A 16959-nucleotide genomic window follows, 5' to 3' on the forward strand; every position below is an offset into this window, starting at 1 on the left:
AACAGAAGGCTGCATTCAGCTTTGGGATATAAGAGACCTATGGAAGTGCACATGAATCAGATGAAGATGGCGGCATAATATTTACTAAGAAATAGTAAACTGATGTCTTGACAATAGGTCCACTATATATCCTGCGCCTGCTTTTTTACCCATATAAAAAGAAACAACAAACATAACTGCAAAATAGATACAGAGCGGAACGGCTATCCTGAACACATCGTATGGTATCTCCACAATCATCTTACCCTTAAGACTGAACATCACAAATATAGTAAAAAGAAGGGCAATCAGTGTAAGTTTACCCACTTTCGGAACGAATCGGCTGTAGTAAGCATCTTTTCCTATAATCTTTATGCCTATCAGGCGTGTTATGAATCCCGCTATGAACGGTATGCCGAGGTATATAAAGACACTGACTGCTATCTCTTTGACAGATATGTCCACATAAGTGCCGCGAAGCCCGAAGAACGGCGGCAGAACAGTCATAAAAAACCACGCGAAAACGCTGTAGAAAAACACCTGAAATATTGAGTTGAAAGCAACCAGTCCGGCGGCATACTCTGCGCTGCCCTCCGCAAGCTCGTTCCAGACGATAACCATTGCGATACATCTCGCAAGACCTATGAGGATAAGCCCCGCCATATAATCCGGCTTGTCGGGCAGAAAAATAACAGCGAGAAAAAACATTAGAAAAGGACCGATAAGCCAGTTCTGCACCAGCGAAACCAAAAGCACGCGGACATTGCGGAACACGTCCGGCAGATCTTCGTAATGCACCTTCGCAAACGGCGGATACATCATTATGATAAGCCCCGCGGCAATCGGTACATTAGTTGTTCCGACATTGAAAGCGTTTACTATATTCTCTATTCCGTCGATGAAATAACCGACGGCAACTCCCGCCAGCATCGCAATGATTATTATAAGCGTCAGGTTTCTGTCGGTAAATGACAACTTTGAGGATGTTTTCATAACTACCCTGCCGAATAAATTTACGACAGAATTGCATATATCAACTTAAAAATCAACATTATTCCTAAAAATATAAAATTATAACGGCGATAAAAAAAATAGCCCGGATTTCTCCGAGCCATTTCAGTTATTTATGGGGTATGTAGGATTCGAACCTACGACCTACTGATTAAGAGTCAGCCGCTCTACCAACTAAGCTAATACCCCTATAAAATTTTTAACATCCAAAAACGGAACAAAAGGGAACCTGTGTTGTTTCAACAAGTTCCCTTCCGATAATATGGAGGTAAACGGGATCGAACCGATGACCTCTACAATGCCATTGTAGCGCTCTCCCAGCTGAGCTATACCCCCTGATTTTTCAGGAAGTTTGATTATATTTATATTCATCAGATAATCAAGCATAAATTTTCAATTATTTTTGACAAAAAAAGCGGCTTGCAAACCCGCCTGGATATCACTGAAAGTCCAGAAGTCTCTTTTCGCCGGAAAGCTCGCGTATTCCTGTCACATCCTGACTGACCTCGATTGTACCTATATATTTCCCGTCTTTGTCTCTGAGCGCAAAATACTGGATGAGGATAAATTTGCCGCCCATCTGAATCCAGAAGCTCTCAACGTTCTTTTTGCCGGATTTAAGACGCTCCACAACATCGTTCACTATATGAACGCTCTCCGGCGGGTGGCAGTTCTGAACTGTGCGTCCGATGATAGCTTTTGAACGCGGAAAGATACGATCATTGGGAGATGAAAAATAGCGAACCCTGTCGTCGGCATCCACATAGGTCATGTCCACCGGCAGTGTGTTCAGCATAGTTATAAGCTCATTTGCGGATAAGCTTCCCGTTTCAAGATCAATAGTTCCGTCGGGAATGGCTGTTCCTTTTTTCAAAGCGGCTTTGACTTCCGGTGTTTTTATGAACGAGTAACCGATTTCAGGACACTGCGACACTATCTCTGCGAAAACGTCCTCCGGTATCTTTTGTGCCGCCATGGGCAGCAGTATGTAATCCTCTCTGAAGATAAGCCCGTATATATCAAAAAACAGCCTGCCCACAGTGCGGTTGAATTTTATACTGTCCATAGACGGTTCCGAAAGGATGCCTGTAAGTAACTTTATACCCTGACGCACGTCGTCATGCATCGACCACATCACGCCTATACATCTGTATTCCGGAATATATTTCTCAACATACGGAAAAAGGATGTTCTCCTTCTTTATGTAATGCTTGTCTATCTCTGTAAGCTCTTCCAGTTTCCCGATGAGTTCACGTTTGCACCTGTCAGATTCAGCGGAACCTTCCTGTGCCTTACTGAATGATTTCAGCAGCTCCTTTATAGAATCCATGTGTTCAATTACGGCACTGTTTTCATCCGACAGAATGGAAATGAACTGCGGCACATGCCTGCATAGATTGAAGACGTCCTTGTCCAGCTGGCTTGAAAAGATGTTTATAATTCTGTTCAGCGCATCCTTAACAGTTTCCATATCATAATCGCCGCAGGATACCATCCAGTGAACAAGAGCCATGACCTCGTCATACTGAACTGATTTTATATCGCCTTCATATTCGGCATAAAGTGCTCCAAGGTCTTCGTCTTCAAGAACGCCCTTGCAGTAGAGCCTGAGGTTTTCCATATGGGGATCATTTTTGGCAAGCCATTCCGACATTATCACCCTCCGGCAGTGTTTAACGAATTATACCCCATTAAGAACCATGTTTCAATTCACCACGCTGATTTCCAAAGGAGTTCCGGTCAATTTTTCTTCTGCCGGACAACCGTACAGATACTTTTGATATTGAAAAAACACACCTTTATTTTCAATACACTGCACGACAGTCTTGCTTCCTTTCATTTTTGATACCATAATTACAGTCAGCTCACAAAATATCAGCACAGGAAGGTACAGCATGACAGCAGGAAAAGATACCGCTTTGATAGTTGTTGATGTCCAAAACGACTTCTGCCCGGGCGGCGGGCTTGCCGTTAAAGGCGGTGACGAGGTTGTTTCAGTTATCAACAAAATGATGGATTGCTTTGATACGGTTGTCGGAACACAGGACTGGCATCCGGCAAACCACAGATCTTTCGCATCAAACAACGAAGGCACCGAAGTTTATCAGATTAAAAATCTGAACGGAACTGATCAGGTCATGTGGCCCGACCACTGTGTTCAGGGTACATGCGGAGCCGATTTTCATCCCGATCTCACAACCGACCTTTTTTCAGTCATAATCAGAAAAGGGAGCAATCCTGAGATAGATTCATATTCCGCATTCATGGAGAATGACAGGAAGACAGTAACGGGACTTAAAGGCTATCTGGAAAGCAAAGGCATTAAAAAAGTGTTCATAACCGGGCTTGCAACTGATTACTGCGTAAGATATACCGCAGAAGATGCGCTTTCAGCCGGATTCGAGGTTTATGTAGCCGCAGACGCGTGCAGAGGAGTGGATTTTCCGGAAGGAAGTGCCAAAGCCGCTCTTGATGCTATGCAGGCAAAAGGCATAAGGATAATCTCTTCGGAGGATATTTTAAAATGAAATGCACTTACTCGGCGCTTCTGACAGATTTTTACGAACTCACAATGATGCAGGGATTCTTTTCGCAAAATCCCGACAGACTGTCCGTTTTCGACATGTTCTTCCGCAGACAGCCATACGGCGGCGGTTACGCTGTTTTCGCAGGACTGGAGCCTATGCTCGACGCTATAGAGAACTTCACTTTTTCGGCGGACGATATCGGCTATCTCAAAAGCCTGAACTGCTTTTCTAAGGAATTTCTGGACTACCTCAGTAATTTCCGTTTCAAAGGCGAAATATATGCCGTTAAGGAAGGCACTGTCGTTTTCCCAAATGAACCTCTGCTCAGAGTTAAAGGGACTCTGCTCGAAGCCCAGCTTATCGAGCCTATTCTCCTCAACTTTGTGAATTTTCAGACCAGCATAGCTACCAAGTCCGCCAGAATATGCAGAGCCGCAGGTGCTTCCGCCGTTATGGAATTCGGACTGAGGCGCGCGCAGGGACCCGACGGCGCAGTGTCCGCCACAAGGGCATCATACATCGGCGGAGTCGGCGCGACATCAAACGTTCTTGCAGGCAAATTATATGATATCCCAGTCAGCGGAACCATGGCGCATAGCTGGATAATGAGCTTTAAAACCGAGCTTGAGGCATTTGAAGCATTTGCACAAATGTATCCCAACAATTGCATTCTTCTTGCAGATACATACGACACGCTGAAATCAGGCGTACAGAACGCCGTAAAAGTATTCAAAAAACTTAAGGCAAAAGGCTGCAAAGGATACGGCATACGCCTTGACAGCGGGGATTTGAGCTTTCTGAGCCGCGAAGCTAAAAGAATCTTTGCGGAAAACGGATTGCAGGAAGCAAAAATAGTCGCATCCAACGATCTGGACGAATGGGTCATCGAACAGATGGCATTCGAAGGCGCCAGAGTAGACGCTTACGGCGTGGGAACCAGACTTGTCACAGCGGACAAAGATCCTTCGCTCACCGGAGTGTATAAGCTCACAGCGAAAGAAGCTGAAGACGGCTCTTTTTCTCCGGCAATAAAACTGACAAATAACCCAGAAAAGATGTCAAACCCCGGTATAAAGAACATCCTCCGTTTTTATGACAAAAGCGGAATGATGCTTGCAGATATGGTACTTTTTGAAGAGGAAACAGAGGAAATTCTGAAAATCACCGCAGAAAAGAAACCCCTGCGCCTGAACCACCCATCCATTGAATATGCTTTCATAACACTGGATGAATACGCCGATGCAAAACTCCTGCTTGAGAAGGTCATGGAAGGCGGTAAAAAGATAATCGCTCAATCTGACTTGCGTGAAATAAGAGGACGTGCGAAAACAGAAATGAATTCCCTGCACGACACGTTCAAACGCCTGCTGAATCCTCACGTCTACAAGGTAAGCATCTCCGACAGGCTGAAGAAGGTCAAAACCGACATGATCAGCGAACATATGCAGGACTCATAAAAAAAACCGCTATAATTACAATCTATTTCTATAAGGGCTGACATTTCAGCCCTCTTTTTTTATGTCTTAACTGTTAGAATCTGAAAATCAGGCATCGGCAGGTTACGGAGCATATAACAGCAACGAGCCTGTAGGTCAAATTTCTCTTGATAGAGTATTTATCGAAAAGGGACTTAGAGCGAATTACAAACTTTTAGCATCAATTACAGTTGTTGGCGACAGTATGGAACCTACATTGCGAAATGGTGATGTGGTCATCGTTGATAATAGCCAAACTGGCGGGGATGGCATATTTATAGTCAGAGCCGGAGAGGTTTTATATATAAAACGTGTACAAATATTCTTCGATAAGGGTATAATGAGATTAACATCGGACAACGGTTTCTATGAGCCGATGGAGCTTGATGTCAAAACTGATAATGTTAAAGTCGTTGGTCGCGTAATATGCTGCCTCCGAAAAATCTAACAACTAAGAGGTCTTGATGGCTAAGTTAACTTTCATTTTTGCTATACTCTGCCTTCTGATTGGTTTGATTTTCCCTCCATTTATCATGATAGCCATCATCATGTTATTGATTGCTCTATTTCTCAAGCCCACTAATCAAAAACCTGACAACGGTTTTTTAGCTGGTCTCAAAAGAGGGCTTTATGAAAGAAAATGTCCCTACTGTTTGTCACAAATCCCCGCCGATGCACTTAAATGCAAGCACTGTGGGGAATTTGTAAAGCCGGATTAATAAATGAAATTTAGAATTATCTTTATAATATGCTTGTCAATCATTACAACATCGTGTGCAAACAATTATACTCCAAAGTATTTCCCAACATCGCAGACAAAAATTGACGGATATCTTAAAGAAATAAATGTCACCACGGCACCCGAAGAAAAACAGATGGGAAAAATTGTCGGGTTAAGGGATTCAAAACTTGATTTAATTAAAGAATCAATACAAAAAACAATGGACAATTCTCATACATTTAATGGCAACATTAAAAACCTGTATACATTGGATGCAACAATTTACACGTTTTACACACCTGCTGCAAAGGTATTTATGTCTTTTTACCCCATGCAGGTATTTGTCCCCGCAAATCAATCACAACCGACTGATGTTATCATCAGATATGATATCTATGATGATTTTGGCACCATTTACAGTTTGGTTGTAACAAGCCAAGGCGTCGGAGACTCTTCATGCACAAGTGATTGCTCAGAACATTTCGCAGTTAGAAATAACATTTCAATGTTTATGGATAACTTTATCGCCGCAATTCCTGAGATGGAAGAATACATAGAGGGTAGTAAACCGAAAAAAGAACAAGAGAAGAATTTCAAATCTCTGATCAGAATCATGCCTAAGAACAGTCGTTAGTCTCCATCATCAAAACCGCGCGTTCAAATTTCGCTGGTTTCGATGCGCTCGTCAACCATCTTCAAAAAGGATAGCACTCTTAATTTTCTCGCTTTAAAAGTTCGACCGTCTTTCTCGCATTATAGATTTTCATAATAGCTCTTTTCTTGGTTTTGGTCACTGTGACTTCTTACGAAAGCTCTGACATGTTAAGAGATGTTAAGTAGAAGTTGGAAAAAAAATTCCATTCCGTTTGACACGACAGTCACTACTCTTTTGACACCCCCGTACATTTATTCATCAAAACTACTCACTTATAATTCTTCTGAAATATTTTATTCCATAATATCAACCATATACATTCTTGATATATTATCGGATATTTTACATTTTTCTTTACATTTTATATGACTTTTTTCTTTACATTAAATAGCTACTATGATATATAAATAATTGTGGTTAGGAATTAAAAATATTACATTTTTAATTTTAAAGAGGGTGTTATGTTATATAAAAAGCAACTGGTTATTGCGGACGGTTTTTCTACGGCGGATATTTTTGACGAGAATCAGCTAAATGATTTACTTACAAGGGCATCTGTTCTGAACGGAACCATCAGCGATATACCGCTGCTGCCCAATCAGGCGTTAGAAATGGAGACCGAAATTGCTGTTTCCTCCATTTTTGCCACTGCCGCACTGGACGGAAACACACTTTCTAAAGAAGAAATAGCATCCATATACTCACAAAATGCATCTAAAACTTCTACAGCAAACAATGTAAAAGAAATAAAGAACCTGATAAGAGCATATAAACTGCTCGACGAGATAGTGCCGGACGGTTCGGCACCAGTTATAACTCAGGAACTCATAAAAGAACTGCACAAAAACCTCACCATAGGAATCGACACAGCAGGTTCCACCCCCGGTGAATACCGCGATAAACCCGCGAAGGCAGGAAGCAGAAAATCAGCAGACCTTGACGCGCAGATGGCTGAGTTCATTGAGTTCATCAACCATCCCGTTATGATGTCCGTATCACCCTATGTCCGCGCCGCAGCCGCGCACGCGAAGCTCACAGGAATACACCCTTTCTTCACGGCGAACGGACGCACTGCAAGACTTCTGGAAGCCTACATCCTCTCCCATGCTGACATGCGTCTCACTGCAAAATCACTCAGTGTCCGCTACCATGCAAAATCAGAAGAGTATTTCAATATATTTTCAATGTCTAAAAGAGCCAAAAAAGACATAACTCCTTTTATCCGGTTCGTCCTTGAGGCGGTCAACGCCTCACTGGACGGGCTGAAGGACACTGTTTACGGTTACCTTTATGACCTGACCATGCGCGAATACCTCAATATACTTAAAGAGGACGGCGATCTGAACCAGCGCCAGCTTGATCTTGTCATACTTATGATGGACAAGGATTGTACAATCACTCTGGCATCCATCCAGACGAACCTTCCGTTCTCTCTGCTTTACTCAGGCAAGAACGAGCAGACAGCCAGACGTGACCTTAAAAAACTGACGGATATGAAGATATTAGCAACCGACGATAACAAGGAATACAGACTCGGAACAGACCTGCTCTGTTTCGGCTAATATAACCAAGCGTAGTGTGAGCCTACGCAGGCTTTGCCTGTGTAAGGCGTTGATCAAAAATGACACGACGTCATTTTTGATATACATACTCTGATCATTTCGTACCTCGTAACTCTTCTTTTAGCCTGAAAGCCCCGCACTGCCATGCGGGGCTTTTCACATCCGCATGATTTTGTGAAAAGCTGACGCGAAATCGTCAAGTGAATAGACAGTAACCGACGGGTCGTAATCTGTCAGGAGTTCCGACAGCCGCTCCCAGTCGTTTTTAGGATAGACGTTCTTAGAAATTTCTGGAAGCACGCCTGTATCGCTGGTGATAAGCGGCACTCCGCATGCCATGGCTTCCATACCGACACGGCATATAGCTTCCGAACCCAGAGAAGACACAACGCACACATCAAAGCTGTTGTATATGTCCGCAATATCCTCACGGAATCCCGTTATAGTTGCTATATCTTCGATACCGTTGTCGTATATATATTTTCTTATGCTTTCAGTCTGGCTCACCGCATCGAAACCGGCGATCACCAGTCTGATGTTCCTTCTGCCCTCGCGGTAGACCTTGCCGACTGCTTTTATGAGGTTTTCATGACCTTTTATGGGGTCGAACCTGCCGACTATGCCCACAACATGATCGTCCTGTGCAAAACCGAACTCGTCGCGTATCTTTATTCGGGCAAACTCGCTCTTTTTGAATTTTTTTTGTATCGACACCGCCGTATACGACATTGAGTGCCGAATCGGGTGTTTTGAGATTTTTCCTGTAGCTGTCCGCTATAAATTCGCCTGAACAGATTATTGCGTCGGTGCATCGGTTGTGCATGACACGGTTAAAGAATCCGTTTCTGGGCGGACGTATATCGCCGCGCACGCGTACAAGATTGAAGTTTTGTCTGGTGATGCGTTTCCACGCGAAATACCCGAAAAATTCGCCGCGGTTTGCAATGATGATATCCGGCTGATAAGACATGAGTATCCTGTCCATCGCCCCCATGGCGGCAAGCACCTTTAACGGGTTTGATGTGTTAATGCCGGCCTCGAAAATTTCGAGACCGGCATCACGAGCTTTAAGGACAGGAGGTGAGCCCGGCAGTCCGCAAACAGCGACATCGTGCCCTTTGCACTTAAGAGCCGACGACAAAGACACGGCATACCAGGCGGTTGCGTTATACCACCGTACGTTGATTACGTTTAGTATACGCACCTCAATCTATCTCAGTCTGCCTGATTCCTAAGGTATGCGGGGAGTTCAGACTCCTCCTCATTGAAATCAGTCAGCGTTTTTAACCTGTGGTCTGTCTTTCTTATTGTGCCGAGAGTCATTTTGATCTCTTTACCGACCTTAGTCTTCTCGGCGAAGCTTTCAAGGTCTACCGGCTTTTTTTCGCGTGTTTTACCCAGACCTGTAGCAACAACGGTAACTCTCAGTTCGCCGTTAGTGATGTCGGGGTTGATCACGACGCCTTTAAATATGTTTGCTTCATCGCCTGCCGCTTCATAGATTTTGGTGGCGATTCTGTCCATCTCAAACATACGGAAGTCTGTGCCGCAAGTGATGTTAAGCAGCAGAGCGTCCGCGCCCGCGATGGAAACGTCTGTGATAAGCGGAGAGCTGAGTGCTTTTTCCGCAGCGAGAAGGTCTCTGTTTTCGCCTTCCGCAGTACCTATACCCATAAGAGCCATGCCTTTGCTGCTCATGATGGTGCGGATATCTGCAAAGTCCACGTTCACTACGCCGTTTGAGTTGATAGCGTCGCTGATACCCTGAACGCCCTGACGCAGAACGTCGTCTGCCATTTTGAACGCTTCCTCAAACAGAGTGTTCTCTTTGCACTGATCCATTATTTTATCATTGTGAACAACGATATAGGTGTCCACATGGTCTTTCAGAAATTTAAGTCCCTGCTCTGCGTTGTCGTTTCTTTTTCTGCCTTCAAAAGCGAAGGGTTTTGAAACAACGGCAACTGTAAGAGCTCCGAGATCTTTTGCAATGCTCGCTATAACGGGAGCCGCACCTGTGCCGGTACCGCCGCCCATACCTGCTGTAACGAATACCATATCGGCCCCGCGCAGGTGCTGTTCGATAGCTTCCATGTCCTCGATAGCTGATTTTTTACCAACTTCGGGAACGCCGCCCGCACCGAGACCGCGTGTGATGGTGGTGCCAAGCTGAATTTTGTTAGGTGCAAGGTTGGATGCAAGTGCTTGTGCATCCGTGTTCGCAGCGATAAACTCAACGTCTGCTATCCCTGCTCTGATCATGTTGTTGACAGCGTTTCCACCTGCCCCGCCAACACCGACTACTTTGATTACCGCGTTTTGAGGCAGCGGCGCAAAGTCGAATTGTAATTTGTCCATCTGAAACCTCCTTGTAAAGCTCGAAAAATTTCCTTAAAGCTATATAAAGACCTAATTCAAATCCACCCCAACCCTCCTTTTTTAAAGGAGGGAGTTTTTCCCCCTTTAACAAAGGGGGATTAAGGGGGATTTTCTTTCTATCCTGCCATTCTGTTAAAAGAACTCTGAAAACCAGCTTTTCATCCTGCCAAGCACATTTGAAAACTGCTTTTCGTCGCTGTCGGACGAAGAGGACAGTCTTGAACCTGATGATTTGCCTTTTTTTGCCGCGCAAAGTGCAAGACCTACGCCTGTCGCATATTTGGGGTCATGAACATAATCGCTCAGACCGCCGACGTTGTGGGGTCTGCCAACGCGCACCGGAACGCCGAGTATCTCGCCCGCGAGCATATCAATGCCTTCGTGGTTTGAAAGTCCGCCTGTGATAACCACACCCGCACCGAGATGATCAAGCAGTCCCTTGTATTGAAGCTCTCCCTTAAATATCTGGAAAACCTCTTCTGCTCTTGCCTGAAGAATCTGAGTGACTGTCGCCTTGCTCACCAGTCTGGGGGGTCTGCCGCCGACAGTGGGAACCTCGATGCGCTCATCCTCTTCAACGAGGGGCATCCATACGCATCCGTTCTTCAGTTTCAGCTTTTCAGCCTCGGATTCGGGAGTGTTAAGCCCTATCGCAAGATCTTTTGTAAAGTTGCGTCCGCCTATGAGAAGTGCCGCTGTGTGGAACACTGCACCCTGTTTGAAAACAGCCATGTCGCTGGTGCCGCCGCCGCCGTCGATAAGACAAACGCCTATCTCTTTCTCGTCTTCGCTGAGGACGGATTCGGAAGATGCGAGCTGTTCAAGAACGATATCGTTAACGATTATTCCCGCCTTTTCACAGCTTCTTATTATGTTCTGGGCGCTTGACACTGCGCCTGTGATTATATGTACGTCAGCTTCCAGACGAACGCCGCTCATACCGACAGGATCTTTGATCTCGCTCTGCCCGTCCAGAATGAACTGCTGGGGCAGAATAGCCAGAATCTCGTTTCCCACGGTGATGTTCGTGGCGGCGGCTGTCTCGATTACCCTTTCAACGTCCTTCTGGGTTATCTCGCGCCCGCCTTTAACGGCTATTGTTCCCCTCTGGTTAAAGCTTTTTATGTGTCCGCCTGCGATGCCCGCAGTAACTGCCTTTATCTGCACACCGGACATTCTTTCAGCCTCTGCGATGGCGTCGCGGATGCTTTGCACTGTGGAGTCTATATTGACAACCACGCCCCGCCTGATGCCGTCGCTGGGCGCCTTGCCCAGACCGATTATGTCTATGCTTCCGTCGCTGTTCTGACTTGCGACAACAACACATATTTTCGTTGTGCCGAAGTCCAGCCCGACATAGATATTATCCTGTATCATTACATCACCCCTTTCACGAATATCTTGTCAGGAATCCTCATATCAACGTATTCTATCTCTTTGTAGCGTTTCCTGATGATGTCCTGATAAGCTGCGTACATCCTTTCAAAATCCGCCTGATCGTATGAAGCCCGCAGTTCCACGCCGTTTTCCACCATTGTGAAATAAAACTGCTTAAGATTTATGTTTTTGTCCTTAAGCACCGCCGCGGTCTCATACATTTTGATGAACTCCTTAAAATCGTCTTCCTTCACTTTCTGGTCCATCTTTATCCTGACGCCTTCGCATGTATCCTTTATCATAAGTCCGGTGGAGGTAGCCGTAAAGCATCCTCTGGTGTATTGAAGCTTGAACACGGGACGTTTTTCAAACACCACCACATCCAGCCTGTCGGGGAACACCTTGCGTATTTCCATACGCTCAACCCACGAATCCCCGTTATAGTTTATGGTCTCCGGCTTAACATCAAATATGCTCTGCCCCACCATGCTTTTCACCATGGTTTCGACCTTTTTGTTGTCAGCTTTTATCAGTCCTTTGACATTTACGCTCTTCACCTTGAAATAACCGCTCTCGGTGAAAGAATCCGCACCCTTCTTTATGCCGACGCCTACGGCGCTCATTGTTCCCAGCGCAAGAAGAGACACGAGAATAAAACGTCCGATTCCTTTCTTTTTTGCCATTACTTAACTCCGTTCAAGCAACCCCATCCTTGGGCATTGGCAGTTGATTTAACTCTCGGAAATGCTGTCCTAGCATTTCCTCGTAACGCTCCGCATGGAATGAATCCATGCTACGCTCACACTCCGTCGCAAATCCGAGTAAAACTTCGGATTTACTCCTCCGTGTGGTGCGTCCTGCACCTTGAGAACTCATTTTTTCAGCGCTCCGGCGAGCATCTTTTCAACCATCTGCTCAAAGGTCATCCCGGCTTTTCCGGCGGCCTTAGGCAGCAGACTTGTTTCGGTCATGCCCGGCAGTGTATTGACTTCGAGAACGTAGCTCTCTTTTCCGTCAAAGATGGCGTCAACCCTGCCGTATCCTGAACACCCTGCCGCGTTGAACGCATCCAGAGCGACTTTCTGCACATATTTATACTGTTCGTCGGTCAGTTCAGTTTCAAAGACATACTCTGTCATGCCCTTGGTATATTTAGATTCATAATCGTACACGCCTTTTTTCGGGCGTATCCAGATGATAGGGAGCGCTTCGCCGTTGAGTATGGAGATAGTAAGCTCCTTTCCCTCGATGCACTCTTCAACCATCAGCTTGCTGTCATATTTCGCAGCGTCATCAAGAGCCGCAGCATAGTCAGCTTCGTTATCCACTATATGTATGCCCACGGACGAACCCTGACGGCAGGGTTTGACCACGCATTTCTTAAAGGGCATCTTTTTATCTGTCGGCACTTTGTATGCCGGAGTGGGTACGTTGTTCTTAACGAACTGCTCCTTTGTCATGAGCTTATCGAAGGCAACCATGTTCGCCTCGAAGTCCGAACCTGTGTAGGGAAGCCCCATGATGTCCAGCATCCCCTGAATACGTCCGTCCTCACCGTATGTTCCGTGGAGAGCGATGAAGCAGACTGTTGCGCCCGCCTCGCGTATTTTAAATGCAACGTCCTTGTCCATATCTATAAGCGCCGTGTCGTAACCCAGACGAACAAGCGCATCATACGCCGCCTTACCGCTGCGCAGTGAAACTTCTCTTTCAGCAGACATCCCGCCGTAAAGTACGGCTACCTTATTTTCCTTCACGTTTTTCCCTCACCTTTTCGGCAAGATCGAATGAGAACTTGGTTACGTTTCCTGCGCCCTGCGTGATTATCACGGTGTTGTCGCATCCTTCGTCTTCAAGGTAGTCATAGACCTCGTCAAAGGAACCTATATAATTTACGTTTTTGAATCCTCTTCTCTTTATCTCACGTACAAGGGTCTCTGAATCAACACCCTCTATCTTGTCTTCGCTGGCGGCATATATGTCCGCTATGAACAGCATGTCCACATCAAAGAAAGCCATTGCGAAATCTTTTATGAGCGCCTGCGTTCTGGTGTATCTGTGTGGCTGGAACACGGCGATTATCTTCTTGTCGCCGTATGCGCCGCGCACCGCACGCAGTGTGGTCTTTATCTCTGTGGGGTGGTGACCGTAGTCGTCCATAACGATGCATGAGCCGTCGTCATATCTTGCGGTCAGCCTTCTCTGTACGCCTTTGAATTTCTCAAGGGCGCGTTTTACCGTTTTGAAAGGAATGTTGAACTCCTGCGCAACAGCTATGGCACCGAGCGAGTTCAGTACGTTGTGTTCGCCGGGGAATCCAAGCCTTATCTTACCCATCTTCTGACCTTTGATAACAACATCAAAATGCATTCCGAATCCCTTCTGTTCAACGTTCACCGCATGAACGTCAGCCTGTGCCTTAAAGCCGTAGGTAAGGAACTTTCTGCCGATATGCGGAATTATGTCCGCAGTGTTCATATCTTCCAGACAGAGAACAACGCTTCCGTAGAACGGAACCCTTGAGGCGAAATCTATGAAGGTCTGTTTAACATCCTCAAGGTCGCTGTAGGTGTCGGGGTGTTCATAATCTATATTGGTGATGAGCGCTACACTGGGTGACATCATCAGGAAACTTCTGTCGGATTCGTCCGCTTCCGCAACGATAACGTTACCTTTGCCGAGCGACGCGTTTGTGTCGCGAGTATTGAGGATACCGCCCACGACTATCGTCGGGTCGAGTTTCGCCTCGTTCAGAATTTCAGCAACCATTGAGGTTGTGGTAGTCTTTCCGTGGCTTCCTGCAACTGCGACTGAGAATTTCAGGCGCATAAGCTCCGCAAGCATCTCTCCGCGCTTGATAACTGGTATGAATCTGTCCTTCGCACAGACAAGCTCCGGATTGGTTTCTTTAACCGCAGATGTATAGACAACAACGTCGGCGTTCTCCGCATATTCGTATCTGTGCCCTGTGCGCACATCTATTCCCATGTTCTGTAATCTTTTAACGTTACCGCCTTCGGACAGGTCGGAGCCGCTTACGCCAAACCCCATGTTATGCAGAACCTCTGCGATCCCGCTCATACCTATCCCGCCGATACCCACAAAATGAATGTTCTTGACCGAACCGAACACCTTATCCAATGTTCATTCCCCCTGCTATAAGAGCAGCACTTTCGTATTTTTTCATATTTCTAAGCGACTCTATATATAAATCGCTGTTTTCTTCATAATCTATAACGGCTTCTATAATTTTTTCCGCATTTGCGTATTCTTCCGTAACAACTTTCGCACCTTTCTGCTTTTCAGCAAACAAAGCGTTAAAGTATTGATGGTTATCCGCAGCCTTTGCAAACGGAACGTAAATAGCATAGCGTCCTGCGTTCGTGACCTCGAAAACGGTACCGGAACCGCTTCTGGCTATTACGATATCGCAGTTTTCAAGCGCCTCGGCAACGTTGTCTATGTATCCGCAGACAGTGACTTTTCCGCTGTCCAGAAGCCCTTTGACCTTATATTTCTCTACGGTCTCTTCATACAGCGCGCCGCCTGTCTGGTGGACGATGGTATATCCTCTGTCCACAAGTATGGGAGCGGAGTTGGAGACCAGTATGTTCACCAGTCTGGAACCCTGCGAACCGCCCATCACAAGTATGCGCTTTCCGCCCTTTTCGGCGGGTTTTATGCTTTTAAATTCCTCGCGGACGGGATTGCCTGTGACAATCGTGTTGCCCGCCGCGTTTATGGTTTCCGGAAACGACAGAAAAACCCTGTCGCAGCATCCGGCAAAAATCCTGTTTGTCAGCCCCATGACGCTGTTCTGCTCGTGCATGTAAAGCTTAAGCCCCTTCATAACGGCGATTATCCCCGCCGCCGCAGATGCGAAACCGCCTGTCATAAGAACCGTGTCGTGTCTGCGCACCAGCGTGTAGCAGACGCTTATCTCTTTCAGCAGTCTGAAAAGAGAACGGATGCGGGTAAATATATTTACGCCTTTCAGAGGTGTCTGTTTCTGTTCGTAGAACCTGTATCCAAGCTCTGTCAGCACCCTGCGTTCAAGTCCTCGGTCGGAAACGATAAAGAAACATTCGACGTTTTTGTCCTTTAGATACTGCGCAACGGCAATACCCGGATAAAGATGTCCGCCGGTTCCGCCGCCGGCTATTATAAGACGCTCCTTCATCACTTCTTCACCTGAGCCTCTTCCGCACTGCGCAGAAGAATCCCCGTCATGAACATCGCAAATATCATACTCGAACCGCCGTAACTCATATACGGCAGACCGATACCTTTTGTGGGCAGTGCGCCCGAAACCACGCCGACGTGGAGTATCGCCTGAATTATCATGCAGTACGCCAGCCCGAACGTAAGCAGTCTCTTGAATTTATCATCGTGTGCTTTCGCAACCTTTATAACCACATAAAACAGGAGAATGAACAGTATCATTATCCCGAACGCACCCCAAAGCCCCGTCTCCTCAGCTATGATGGCATAGATGAAGTCAGTGTGGGCTTCCGGCAGGAAATAGAGTTTCTGTGTGGAGTTCCCAAGCCCCTTGCCCCAAAGTCCGCCGCTTCCAACTGCAATGAGCGACTGAATAAGCTGATATCCTACCCCGTGGCTGTCCTGCCACGGATCGAGGAAGTTCAGAAGCCTTGCCTTGCGGTAGCCCATCATCATACCCGCAATGAGTATGGGGGAGATGAACCCCAGCATACCGCCGATGTGCAGTACGCTTGCGCCGCCGATGACGAACATGGCGAGCAGAACCGTGATAAGCAGGAAGGTTGTTCCGAAGTCAGGTTCCATAAGTATCAAAGCCCCCATCATACCGAGCATGATGGAAGCAGGTAAAAATCCTTTTGAAAAATCCTTGAGCTTGTCCTCTTTCTTCTCAAGGTAGTGCGCCAGATACAGTATAACCGTGAACTTAGCAAGCTCCGACGGCTGCAAGCTGAATCCGGGCAGAATAACCCATCGGTGCGCACCGTTGATGGGTCTGTAAAAGAAGACAGCAACCAGCAGTATCAGCGTTCCGAAATAGAAGATAGGCACAAATCTGCGCCATGTATCAAGGGGCACCTTATATGCAGAGTACATTATGAACGCACCCACAAGGACACTGATGAGCTGTTTCTGGAAGAAATACAGCTCCTGACGACCGAGGGACATCGCCTGCATACTGCCCGCAGACAGCAGGAATATCAGTCCCAGAATCACCAGTACGGAGGTGATTATCAGAATTTTAAGTCTGTTGTCCTGTAAATCGTGCATA

General features: G+C 46.3%; 16 protein-coding genes, 2 tRNA genes and 1 pseudogene. 6 read left to right on the forward strand and 13 right to left on the reverse strand.

The window, feature by feature from the left end; all coding sequences use genetic code 11:
* Window positions 1-84 precede the first annotated feature (84 nt).
* The 4 genes from arsB to LRY47_RS00020 all read right to left on the reverse strand — a co-directional run bounded on the left by arsB (window position 85) and on the right by LRY47_RS00020 (window position 2644).
* Entirely contained in the window at window positions 85-972 is an 888-nt protein-coding gene (gene arsB / locus LRY47_RS00005; protein ID WP_295221149.1) for an ACR3 family arsenite efflux transporter, read from the reverse strand.
* Window positions 973-1106: 134 nt separating this feature from the next.
* A tRNA-Lys gene (locus LRY47_RS00010) sits at window positions 1107-1179 on the reverse strand.
* A gap of 74 nt (window positions 1180-1253) precedes the next feature.
* Window positions 1254-1326 (reverse strand) — tRNA-Ala (locus tag LRY47_RS00015).
* 103 nt (window positions 1327-1429) lie between these two features.
* A complete protein-coding gene (locus tag LRY47_RS00020) occupies window positions 1430-2644 on the reverse strand; it encodes a PAS domain-containing protein (RefSeq protein WP_295221152.1) in 1215 nt (404 codons plus the stop codon).
* Between the two features lie 241 nt (window positions 2645-2885).
* Between LRY47_RS00020 and pncA the strand changes: the two genes are divergently transcribed.
* The 6 genes from pncA (at window position 2886) to LRY47_RS00045 (ending at window position 7931) form a co-directional block, all read left to right on the forward strand.
* Entirely contained in the window at window positions 2886-3518 is a 633-nt protein-coding gene (pncA, locus tag LRY47_RS00025; RefSeq protein ID WP_295221154.1) for a bifunctional nicotinamidase/pyrazinamidase, read from the forward strand.
* A complete protein-coding gene (locus LRY47_RS00030) occupies window positions 3515-4975 on the forward strand; it encodes a nicotinate phosphoribosyltransferase (protein WP_295221156.1) in 1461 nt (486 codons plus the stop codon). Before pncA ends, LRY47_RS00030 begins: the two co-directional genes overlap by 4 nt.
* 70 nt (window positions 4976-5045) lie before the next feature.
* Complete coding sequence (locus tag LRY47_RS14120; protein WP_366042984.1) at window positions 5046-5441, forward strand: S24 family peptidase; 396 nt, start codon at window positions 5046-5048, stop codon at window positions 5439-5441.
* A gap of 16 nt (window positions 5442-5457) precedes the next feature.
* Window positions 5458-5712: a hypothetical protein gene (locus tag LRY47_RS00035; RefSeq protein ID WP_295221159.1), complete on the forward strand. Its 255-nt coding sequence runs from the start codon at window positions 5458-5460 to the stop codon at window positions 5710-5712.
* 3 nt (window positions 5713-5715) lie between these two features.
* Entirely contained in the window at window positions 5716-6348 is a 633-nt protein-coding gene (locus LRY47_RS00040) for a hypothetical protein (RefSeq protein ID WP_295221162.1), read from the forward strand.
* Between the two features lie 482 nt (window positions 6349-6830).
* Window positions 6831-7931, forward strand: a complete 1101-nt coding sequence (locus LRY47_RS00045; protein WP_295221164.1) for a Fic family protein — start codon at window positions 6831-6833, stop codon at window positions 7929-7931.
* A gap of 156 nt (window positions 7932-8087) precedes the next feature.
* On the opposite strand, the gene LRY47_RS00050 is transcribed toward LRY47_RS00045, so the two are convergent.
* The 9 genes and pseudogenes from LRY47_RS00050 to ftsW all read right to left on the reverse strand — a co-directional run bounded on the left by LRY47_RS00050 (window position 8088) and on the right by ftsW (window position 16958).
* A complete protein-coding gene (locus LRY47_RS00050; RefSeq protein ID WP_295221167.1) occupies window positions 8088-8660 on the reverse strand; it encodes a glycosyltransferase family 4 protein in 573 nt (190 codons plus the stop codon).
* A 31-nt stretch (window positions 8661-8691) separates the two neighbouring features.
* A pseudogene (locus LRY47_RS14125) lies at window positions 8692-9135 on the reverse strand (glycosyl transferase); the annotation flags it as partial.
* 11 nt (window positions 9136-9146) lie between these two features.
* Window positions 9147-10289 carry a cell division protein FtsZ gene (gene ftsZ, locus LRY47_RS00060; protein WP_295221173.1) on the reverse strand — a complete coding sequence of 381 codons (1143 nt, stop codon included), beginning with the start codon at window positions 10287-10289 and terminating at the stop codon, window positions 9147-9149.
* Window positions 10290-10442: 153 nt separating this feature from the next.
* Entirely contained in the window at window positions 10443-11687 is a 1245-nt protein-coding gene (gene ftsA / locus LRY47_RS00065) for a cell division protein FtsA (protein ID WP_295221174.1), read from the reverse strand.
* Window positions 11687-12370 carry an FtsQ-type POTRA domain-containing protein gene (locus LRY47_RS00070; RefSeq protein WP_295221175.1) on the reverse strand — a complete coding sequence of 228 codons (684 nt, stop codon included), beginning with the start codon at window positions 12368-12370 and terminating at the stop codon, window positions 11687-11689. The genes ftsA and LRY47_RS00070 overlap by 1 nt, the downstream gene beginning before the upstream one ends.
* Before the next feature lie 189 nt (window positions 12371-12559).
* Window positions 12560-13444, reverse strand: a complete 885-nt coding sequence (locus LRY47_RS00075; protein WP_295221178.1) for a D-alanine--D-alanine ligase — start codon at window positions 13442-13444, stop codon at window positions 12560-12562.
* Window positions 13431-14819 (reverse strand): UDP-N-acetylmuramate--L-alanine ligase, encoded by a 1389-nt coding sequence (murC, locus tag LRY47_RS00080; protein WP_295221581.1) that lies wholly within the window; start codon window positions 14817-14819, stop codon window positions 13431-13433. The genes LRY47_RS00075 and murC overlap by 14 nt, the downstream gene beginning before the upstream one ends.
* 1 nt (window position 14820) lies before the next feature.
* Window positions 14821-15867 (reverse strand): UDP-N-acetylglucosamine--N-acetylmuramyl-(pentapeptide) pyrophosphoryl-undecaprenol N-acetylglucosamine transferase, encoded by a 1047-nt coding sequence (locus LRY47_RS00085; RefSeq protein WP_295221179.1) that lies wholly within the window; start codon window positions 15865-15867, stop codon window positions 14821-14823.
* Window positions 15867-16958, reverse strand: a complete 1092-nt coding sequence (ftsW, locus tag LRY47_RS00090) for a putative lipid II flippase FtsW (protein WP_295221181.1) — start codon at window positions 16956-16958, stop codon at window positions 15867-15869. Before ftsW ends, LRY47_RS00085 begins: the two co-directional genes overlap by 1 nt.
* Window position 16959: the final 1 nt, after the last annotated feature.

It is taken from the genome of Seleniivibrio sp., assembly GCF_021209385.1.
Taxonomy (GTDB): Bacteria; Chrysiogenota; Deferribacteres; order Deferribacterales; family Geovibrionaceae; genus Seleniivibrio.

Coding starts and splice junctions, on each gene's coding strand:
- LRY47_RS00035 (WP_295221159.1), top strand. CDS start 5,458: ATGGCTAAGTTAACTTTCATTTTTGCTATACTCTGCCTTCTGATTGGT.
- LRY47_RS00030 (WP_295221156.1), top strand. CDS start 3,515: ATGAAATGCACTTACTCGGCGCTTCTGACAGATTTTTACGAACTCACA.
- LRY47_RS00045 (WP_295221164.1), top strand. CDS start 6,831: ATGTTATATAAAAAGCAACTGGTTATTGCGGACGGTTTTTCTACGGCG.
- LRY47_RS00050 (WP_295221167.1), bottom strand. CDS start 8,660: ATGTCGTATACGGCGGTGTCGATACAAAAAAAATTCAAAAAGAGCGAG.
- ftsZ (WP_295221173.1), bottom strand. CDS start 10,289: ATGGACAAATTACAATTCGACTTTGCGCCGCTGCCTCAAAACGCGGTA.
- pncA (WP_295221154.1), top strand. CDS start 2,886: ATGACAGCAGGAAAAGATACCGCTTTGATAGTTGTTGATGTCCAAAAC.
- LRY47_RS00040 (WP_295221162.1), top strand. CDS start 5,716: ATGAAATTTAGAATTATCTTTATAATATGCTTGTCAATCATTACAACA.
- ftsW (WP_295221181.1), bottom strand. CDS start 16,958: ATGCACGATTTACAGGACAACAGACTTAAAATTCTGATAATCACCTCC.
- LRY47_RS00085 (WP_295221179.1), bottom strand. CDS start 15,867: ATGAAGGAGCGTCTTATAATAGCCGGCGGCGGAACCGGCGGACATCTT.
- LRY47_RS00070 (WP_295221175.1), bottom strand. CDS start 12,370: ATGGCAAAAAAGAAAGGAATCGGACGTTTTATTCTCGTGTCTCTTCTT.
- arsB (WP_295221149.1), bottom strand. CDS start 972: ATGAAAACATCCTCAAAGTTGTCATTTACCGACAGAAACCTGACGCTT.
- LRY47_RS00020 (WP_295221152.1), bottom strand. CDS start 2,644: ATGTCGGAATGGCTTGCCAAAAATGATCCCCATATGGAAAACCTCAGG.
- ftsA (WP_295221174.1), bottom strand. CDS start 11,687: ATGATACAGGATAATATCTATGTCGGGCTGGACTTCGGCACAACGAAA.